We start from the raw sequence: 6,746 nt of genomic DNA on the forward strand, positions 1-6,746 counted from the left end.
CGGCGGCTCGTCACCGTCTGCCAGCCGCTGGCGATCGCGGTGCTGCTGACCTTGGCGGGCCTGTCGCTGGCCGGCGTGGCGCTGGGCATCCTGCACCTCGTCGGGCTGCTGCTGGTGGTGGCGGTCGGCTCCAACTACACCTTGTTCTTCGACCAGCTGCGCCGCCAGGGTCAGGTCGACGAGGACACGCTGGCCTCGCTGCTGCTGGCCAACCTCACGACGGTGATCTCGTTCGGCCTGATCGCGCTGTCGGAGATACCGGCGCTGTCGGCGATCGGCCGGGTGGTCGCACCTGGCGCGCTGCTCGCTCTGCTGCTGGCAGCGGCGTTTGCGCGGCGCGAGGGCGCTGCGCGCGAGCGCTAAGGCGCGTTGGCGGTTCGCGGCGCCGACGAGCGGTGGATCTTTGCGCTGCCCGATCGGCCACCCGACCCGTCGCGCGACGTCGCTCGCGGTGTGCGACGCGGCGCCTCTACGCAAGCCCCAAGCCCCTGTTTGCCAACACCCCCGAGCAAGCCGTCAGCCATCACCGCTGTGGGAAAATTTCGGTTTCGGTCCCCCTGTCCTTTCTCCCGCGCCCCGCACGGTGGCTCTATCCCTCTGCTGTCCTGCCGATGTCCCTCGTCTCCCCGTCTCCCGCTGCCTGGCCGATGCCGCCGCTAGTGCGCGCCAGCCTCGCATGGCACGGCACTGCTGCGGTGCTGGCGCTGGCGGTGCCCGGTGCGGCGCCGTGGGCCTTGGGCGGGGTGATGCTCAACCATGCGGCGCTCACGGCCGCGGGCCTGTGGCCGCGAAGCCGACTGCTCGGGCCCAACGTGACGCGCTTGCCCGAGGCGGCGGCGGCGCGCGGCGAGATTGCGCTGACCATCGACGACGGGCCCGATCCGGCCGTGACGCCTTCGGTGCTCGACCTGCTGGAGCGCCACGGCCAGCGCGCTACCTTCTTTTGCATCGCCGAGCGCGTGCAGGCGCATGCGGCGCTCGCGCGCGAGATCGTCGCGCGCGGCCATGAGGTGCAAAACCACAGTTACGCGCACCGCCACAACTTCGCGCTGCTCGGCCCGCGCGGCATGGCCGCCGAAATCGAGCGCGCGCAGCAGGTGCTGTTCGACGTGACCGGCCGCCGGCCGAGCTGCTTTCGCGCGCCGGCCGGCCTGCGCAACCCCTTCCTCGACCCGGTGCTGTACCGCCTGGGCCTGCACCTGGTGAGCTGGACGCGGCGCGGCTTCGACACCCGCGAGCGCGACCCCGCACGCGTGCTCGAGCGGCTCACGCGCGGCCTCGCAGGCGGCGACATCCTGCTGCTGCACGACGGCCATGCGGCGCGCAGCGTGAGCGGCGCGCCGGTCGTTTTGGCGGTGCTGCCGGCACTGCTCGAGCAATGCCGCACACGGCGCCTGGCCAGCGTGACGCTCGACGCGGCGCTGCCGGCGCGCCACGCGGGGCGCGTGGCATGAGCGCAGTGCCGGGCCGCCCCGAGCAAGCGACCGCCCCTTCGGGGAGCAGGCGCCTGTCGAAGAGGGGTTCGTCATGACCCCGCTGGCCATTTCCAACTACAGCGTCGCCAGCGCGCTCGGCACCGGCCGCGCCGCCACCTTGGCCGCGCTGCGCGCCGGTCGCAGCGGCCTGTCACGGCGATCCTTCGAGACCGCGAACCTCGCCACCTGGATCGGCGAGGTCGAAGGCGTGGACGCCGAGCCTCTGCCCGCCGCATGGGCCGACTACGACTGCCGCAACAACCGGCTCGCGTGGCTCGGGCTGCAGGCCGACGGTTTTGCCGCGAGCGTGCAGCGAGCGCGCCTGCGCTTTGGCGCCGGGCGTGTCGGCGTGTTCCTCGGCACCAGCACCTCCGCCATCCTGCAGACCGAGCTGGCCTACCGTCGACGCGATCCGGTGAGCGGCGCGCTGCCGGGCGATTTTCGCTACGCCGAGACGCACAACACCTATTCGGTGGCGCGCTTCACGCGGCAGGCGTTGCAGTTGTGCGGACCGGCCTTCGTCGTCTCCACCGCCTGCTCGTCGAGCGCCAAGGTGTTCGGCAGCGCGGCCCGCATGATTGCGCTCGGCCTCATTGATGCAGCCGTGGTCGGCGGCGTCGACAGCCTGTGCCTCACCACGCTCTACGGTTTCAATTCCCTCGAACTGTTGGCGCGCGACATCTGCCGACCCTGGGACGCAGGGCGCCGCGGCCTGTCGCTCGGCGAGGGCGCCGCGTTCGCGCTGCTCGAGCGCGACGCGAGTGAGCCGCGCGCGTGGCTGCTCGGCGTGGGCGAAAGCAGCGACGGCCATCACATGAGCAGCCCGCACCCCGAAGGTGCCGGCGCCGCCGAGGCGATGCGCGGCGCCCTCGCGCAGGCGGGGTTGGCGCCAACGCAGGTCGACTACCTCAACCTGCACGGCACCGCCACGCCCAACAACGACGCCGCCGAGGACCTGGCGGTGTGCACGGTGTTCGGCACGGCGCTCGCCTGCAGCTCGACCAAGGGCGCGACCGGCCACACGCTCGGCGCGGCCGGTGGCGTGGAGGCGGCGATCGCGCTGCTCGCGCTGGAGCACGGTTTGATGCCGGGCGGCTTGAATCGGCGCACGCCCGACACCGCGCTGCAGTGCAACTACCAAGTCGCCAACCGTGACGCGGCGCTGCGCGTGGTGGCGAGCAATTCATTCGGTTTCGGCGGCTCCAACGCCTGTCTCGTGTTCGGGGCGGGGCGATGAGCCGGCAGGGACGCTGCAAACCGACACGGGCCGTGCCGCCGTGCCGTGGTGAACGACCGTTCGGCGCACCAGCGCGCAGCGCGAAGGCGCCCCGATGAGCGGCACGCGCGACCCGAGCTTGCGTGCGGCGGTGCGCGGCATCGGCCTGCTGGGGCCGGGACTGGTCGATTGGTCGCTCGGCCAGGCACTGCTGCGCGACCCCACCGGCTGGGCCGTTGCGCCCACCGTGCTGGCCGCACCTGCGCTGCTGCCACCGGCCGAGCGGCGTCGCGCCGGGGCGATCGTCAAGCTCTCGATGGCGGTGGCCGACCAGGCCTGCACGCAGGCTGGCGTCGACCCGCACACGCTGGCGACGGTGTTCACCGCCTCGAGCGGCGACGCCGCCAACTGCCATGCGCTGTGCGAGGCGCTCGCCAGCGCCGAGCGCGCCGTCTCGCCCACGCGCTTCACCAACTCGGTTCACAACGCGGCGGCGGGCTATTGGCACATCGCCACCACCAGTCGCGCACCGTCGAGCAGCCTGTGCGCGCACGATGCGAGCTTCGGCGCGGGGCTGCTGGAAGCGCTCACGCAGTCCATCGCGCTCGGTCGTGCGGTGCTGCTGGTGGCCGGCGACGTGCCCTATCCCGAGCCGCTGCAAGGCGTGCGGCCGCTGCCCGATGCCTTCGGCGCCGCGCTGCTGCTCGACGCCACGCCCGGCGCGCCCTCGCTGGCCACGCTCACGCTCGCCCTGAGCGCGGCGCCGGCCAGCGGCTGCGGCCATGCCGGGCTCGACGCCCTGCGTACCGGTGTGCCGGCGGCGCGCTGCCTGCCGTTGCTGCAGGCGCTGGCGCGCGGCGGTCCGGCCGTGCTGGTGCTCGACTACCTCGACGGCCTGTCGCTCGACGTGCGCCTCGAGCCGCCCGCCCGCCCATGAGCCTGGCGCCTGCCACCCTCGAGCGCGACGGCATCGCCGCGCGCGTTCCTCACCACGGCAGCATGTGCCTGCTCGAGCGGCTGGAGCACTGGTCCGCGACCGAGATTCTTTGCAGCGCGACCAGCCACACGCATGCCGACAACCCCCTGCGCACGCCCTCGGGCCTGCTGTCGGTGACGGCGATCGAATACGCCGCGCAGGCGATGGCCTTGCATGGCGCGCTGATCGCGCCGCCCGGCACGGCTGCGCGCCCCGGCTACCTGGCGAGCGTGCGCAACGTGCGACTCACGGTGCCGCGTCTCGACCAGATCGTCGGCTCCTTGCAGGTACGCGCCGAGCGGCTGGCGGGCGATGCCAGGCAGATCCTCTACGGCTTCGCGGTGAGCGACGAGCACGGCGCGCTGCTGGTCGACGGGCGCGCCGTCGTGGTGCTCGACACGCCGCTTTCGATGGAGCAGCCATGACGCTTGCCGGCAAACGCGCCCTCGTCACCGGCGCCAGCGGTGCGCTCGGCAGTGCCATCGCGCGGCGGCTCGCACGCGACGGCGCCGCGCTGCTGCTGCACGCCAACACGCGGCTCGACGCGGCGCTGCAACTTGCCGAGGCGATCCGCGCCGAGGGCGGCGCTGCCGAGGCGCTGGCGTTCGACCTCACCGATGCCGAGGCTTCGCGCGCCGCCTGCGAGCGCATGCTGGCGGGCGGCGCGGTGCAGATCATCGTCAACAACGCGGGCGTTCACGACGACGCGGTGTTCCCCGGCATGCGCGCCGAGCAGTGGCACCGCGTCATCGACGTGTCGCTGCATGGTTTCTTCAACGTGACCCAGCCGCTCTTGCTGCCGATGCTGCGCACCCGCTGGGGCCGCATCATCAACCTGTCGTCGGTGGCGGCGCTGGTGGGCAACCGCGGCCAGGTCAATTACGCCGCGGCCAAGGGCGCGATCAACAGCGCCACGCGCGCCCTGTCGCTCGAGGTCGCGAGCCGCGGCGTGACCGTCAATGCCATCGCGCCCGGCATCATTGCCTCGCCGATGACTGACGCCGTGTTCGACGCCAAGGCGATCGCCCAACTGGTGCCCGCCAAACGCGCCGGCACCGCCGACGAGGTGGCCGCGCTCGCCGCCTTCCTGGCCAGCGACGAGGCGGGCTACATCAGCGGGCAGGTGATCTCGATCAACGGCGGCATGGCGGCCTGAGGTAAGCGCCCCTCGCAACTGCGGTGCTGTCCGCCGAAGGCGTGCTCGGCCCTCTTGTGGCGGCCCATGGCGGATTGCAGGTTCTCGCCCCGATGTTGGAGCAAAGACGTTTCGTCCCGACCTTGCCCGAGTTCGCCGCAGGTGCAGAGCGTCGCCCGGCGCACCCACCGATTCACCCGCGCCCGCTGCCACTCAACTTCAGCGCCGGCCGCAGCGCGGCGCCGCCGAAGGTGGGACGGGCGATGTCGAGCACGCCGTAGCCGCGGTTGACGTCCAGGCCGATCAGGCGCCAGTCGTGGACCGGCAGCAGCGGTATCGGGCGCAGCAGCCGCTCGCTGAAACGCGTCGGCCACATCACGCCGTGGCGCTTGACGTGGTCGGCGGTGTCGACCTCGACGACAGCGCCCTGCGTCGAGGCCAGGCCGTTGAGGCTCAGGCGCACGCGCCGCATGAGGGCGTCGTCGCGGTCGATGTAGAGCGCCACCTGGTCCAGGCGCGAAAAACCCAGCCCCGGACGCAGCTGCACCTGCAGCGTGCGGCAGGCGTGGCCATCGACGGCGCCGTCATCGCCCAGCTCGACGATGAGGTCGCGCTTGACCAGCGCCAGCGGGCCGAGCAGGAACAGCGCGTAGGCGTCGGCCACCAGCGCGGCGGCGGCGCGCTTCTCCGTGTCGAGCGCTTCTTGGCCGTTGAACCAGACCTGCACGTCGCCTTGTGCGCGGTCAGGCCGCCCCGGCGCGGCGAGGCTGCCGCGCAGCACCTGCTTGCGCCCGCTCGGGCCGGTGTGGGCCTGTGCCACCAGGCTGCTGCCGAGCAGCAGGCGCTCCTCGGAGCTGCCGCGAAAGCCGGCGTCGACCAGCGCCGGCTGCAGCCGCCCGATCAGTGGCCGCCACTCGCCCGTGTAGCCGACGTTGATGTCGCGCAGCGCCTGGAACCCGGTGCGGCCATGGGCCTCGATGCTTTCGCCCAGCAAGGTCAGCGCGAGCGGCGAGCTTTTGCCGATCAGGGTCTGGGGCAGGGGCGCGGCGCAGCCGCCGAGCAGCACAGCAAGCGGTGCCGCACGGGCGGCTTGCAACAGGCGACGACGGGCAAGACAGAGCATGCAGCAGGCTTTCGCACCGGGACACCCGCAACCCTAGCATCGCGTGGCGCTGCGGCGGTGTGCGACGCCCACCGGCTCGGGGGTGAAGCGGCGCGGAGCGCGTCTGCGAAGGCTTACGAGGCACTGCTGCTGCGTGCGGGGCTCCTCGCGGCCCCGGTGGGAGTGAGCGCAACCAGGCAAGCGGCGATGCGCCGCGCAGGTCAGCGCTGGAACGGCGGACGCTTGGTGATCCGCCGCGCCAACAACTGCGGCAGGCGCAGTACGAACTCGAGCATGAGCCGCGTATGCATCCACGTCAGCAAGGCGTTGTCGCGGCCGTAGCGAAAGTGCGAGACGCCGCCTTCTTCAGCGCTCAGGTACTTGACCGGCGCGTCGATGTTGATCGGCTTCACGCCGCGCCACGCCAGCCGCACCACCGCCTCGGTGTCGAAGTCGAAGCGCCGCATCCACCGCTGGCGTGCCATCACCGCCACCAGCGCGTCGATCGGGTAGACGCGAAAGCCGTAGAGCGAATCGGCGATGCCCGCGCCCAGGGTCTCGAGGTCGGTCCAGGCGTTGGAGATGCGCCGTCCGCGCACGCGCAGCAGCGGCGCGCAGGCGACGAACACCGGGCGGCCGAGGATCATCGCCTCGGGCCGCGCGCGCGCGGCGCGCATGAAGGCGGGGATCAGCGCGGCCGGATGCTGGCCATCGGCATCCATCGTCAGCGCATGCGTGTAGCCCTCGGCCGCGGCGGCCTCGAGTCCGTGCAGCACCGCCGCGCCCTTGCCCTGGTTGTGCGGCAGCACGAGGATGCACAGGCCCTCGTCGGCCGCGGCCAG

Annotated in this window: 7 protein-coding genes and 1 pseudogene; 6 read left to right on the forward strand and 2 right to left on the reverse strand. The window is 72.5% G+C overall.

Annotated elements, in window-relative coordinates; all coding sequences use genetic code 11:
* From RMO12_RS02825 to fabG, 6 genes and pseudogenes are all read left to right on the forward strand, one after another.
* Positions 1–363: pseudogene (locus tag RMO12_RS02825) on the forward strand (transporter); the annotation flags it as partial.
* A gap of 248 nt (positions 364–611) precedes the next feature.
* Positions 612–1,454 (forward strand): polysaccharide deacetylase family protein, encoded by an 843-nt coding sequence (locus RMO12_RS02830; protein ID WP_405029604.1) that lies wholly within the window; start codon positions 612–614, stop codon positions 1,452–1,454.
* 73 nt (positions 1,455–1,527) lie between these two features.
* Positions 1,528–2,712: a beta-ketoacyl-[acyl-carrier-protein] synthase family protein gene (locus tag RMO12_RS02835; protein WP_309638120.1), complete on the forward strand. Its 1,185-nt coding sequence runs from the start codon at positions 1,528–1,530 to the stop codon at positions 2,710–2,712.
* 94 nt (positions 2,713–2,806) lie between these two features.
* On the forward strand, positions 2,807–3,628 hold the full coding sequence (locus tag RMO12_RS02840; protein ID WP_309638121.1) for a beta-ketoacyl synthase chain length factor: 822 nt from the start codon (positions 2,807–2,809) through the stop codon (positions 3,626–3,628).
* The gene (locus RMO12_RS02845) at positions 3,625–4,092 is read left to right on the forward strand and encodes a hydroxymyristoyl-ACP dehydratase (protein WP_309638122.1); all 468 of its coding nucleotides are present in this window, start codon (positions 3,625–3,627) and stop codon (positions 4,090–4,092) included. The genes RMO12_RS02840 and RMO12_RS02845 overlap by 4 nt, the downstream gene beginning before the upstream one ends.
* Positions 4,089–4,823 (forward strand): 3-oxoacyl-ACP reductase FabG, encoded by a 735-nt coding sequence (gene fabG / locus RMO12_RS02850; RefSeq protein ID WP_309638123.1) that lies wholly within the window; start codon positions 4,089–4,091, stop codon positions 4,821–4,823. Before RMO12_RS02845 ends, fabG begins: the two co-directional genes overlap by 4 nt.
* Before the next feature lie 172 nt (positions 4,824–4,995).
* Here fabG and RMO12_RS02855 read toward each other — a convergent pair whose 3' ends face one another.
* Positions 4,996–5,925 carry a hypothetical protein gene (locus tag RMO12_RS02855; protein ID WP_309638124.1) on the reverse strand — a complete coding sequence of 310 codons (930 nt, stop codon included), beginning with the start codon at positions 5,923–5,925 and terminating at the stop codon, positions 4,996–4,998.
* A gap of 200 nt (positions 5,926–6,125) precedes the next feature.
* The coding region (locus tag RMO12_RS02860) for a glycosyltransferase family 2 protein (RefSeq protein WP_309638125.1) at positions 6,126–6,746 on the reverse strand (621 nt) is incomplete at its 5' end.

The sequence above is a fragment of the Methylibium sp. genome, from assembly GCF_031393925.1.
Lineage (GTDB): Bacteria > Pseudomonadota > Gammaproteobacteria > Burkholderiales > Burkholderiaceae_C > Methylibium.

What these genes read in the sequence shown, in the direction of transcription:
- RMO12_RS02830 (WP_405029604.1), top strand. Translation starts at nt 612, where the DNA reads ATGTCCCTCGTCTCCCCGTCTCCCGCTGCCTGGCCGATGCCGCCGCTA.
- RMO12_RS02835 (WP_309638120.1), top strand. Translation starts at nt 1,528, where the DNA reads ATGACCCCGCTGGCCATTTCCAACTACAGCGTCGCCAGCGCGCTCGGC.
- RMO12_RS02840 (WP_309638121.1), top strand. Translation starts at nt 2,807, where the DNA reads ATGAGCGGCACGCGCGACCCGAGCTTGCGTGCGGCGGTGCGCGGCATC.
- RMO12_RS02845 (WP_309638122.1), top strand. Translation starts at nt 3,625, where the DNA reads ATGAGCCTGGCGCCTGCCACCCTCGAGCGCGACGGCATCGCCGCGCGC.
- fabG (WP_309638123.1), top strand. Translation starts at nt 4,089, where the DNA reads ATGACGCTTGCCGGCAAACGCGCCCTCGTCACCGGCGCCAGCGGTGCG.
- RMO12_RS02855 (WP_309638124.1), bottom strand. Translation starts at nt 5,925, where the DNA reads ATGCTCTGTCTTGCCCGTCGTCGCCTGTTGCAAGCCGCCCGTGCGGCA.